1 pseudogene is annotated in these 387 nt (G+C 68.2%); it reads left to right on the top strand.

The features are described from left to right. Positions 1-387 (top strand): annotated as a pseudogene (locus tag HOV91_RS39375) (hypothetical protein); the annotation flags it as partial.

The raw sequence follows: 387 nt of genomic DNA, 5'->3' as shown, positions 1-387 counted from the left end.
GGAGAACGAACGCAACCAGGCGCGGTGGCTGCGCGGCGCCTACCAGGGGCAGTGGAACGATGACTTCCACAATGCGCTGCACGTGATGCTGACCGGCGAGCAGGAAGGCTATTACGCGGCCTATGCCGGTCGCGCCGAAGCACTGCTGGCGCGCTGCCTGGCCGAAGGATTCGCCTGGCAGGGTGAACCGGACCTGCGCGGCAATCCCCGCGGCGAACCCAGCGCCGACCTGTCGCCCGCGCGTTTTGTGGTATTCGCGCAGAACCATGACCAGGTGGGCAACCGCGCTTTCGGCGAGCGCCTGTCGATGCTGACCGATCCTGCGCCGCTGCGCGCGGCGCTGGCGCTGACCCTGCTGACGCCGATGATCCCGCTGCTGTTCATGGG

The organism is Nocardia barduliensis (genome assembly GCF_013315795.1).
Classification (GTDB): domain Bacteria; phylum Actinomycetota; class Actinomycetes; order Mycobacteriales; family Mycobacteriaceae; genus Nocardia; species Nocardia barduliensis.
Note: the sequence above shows the minus strand (reverse complement) of the source record. Positions and strands in the feature narration are given on the sequence as shown.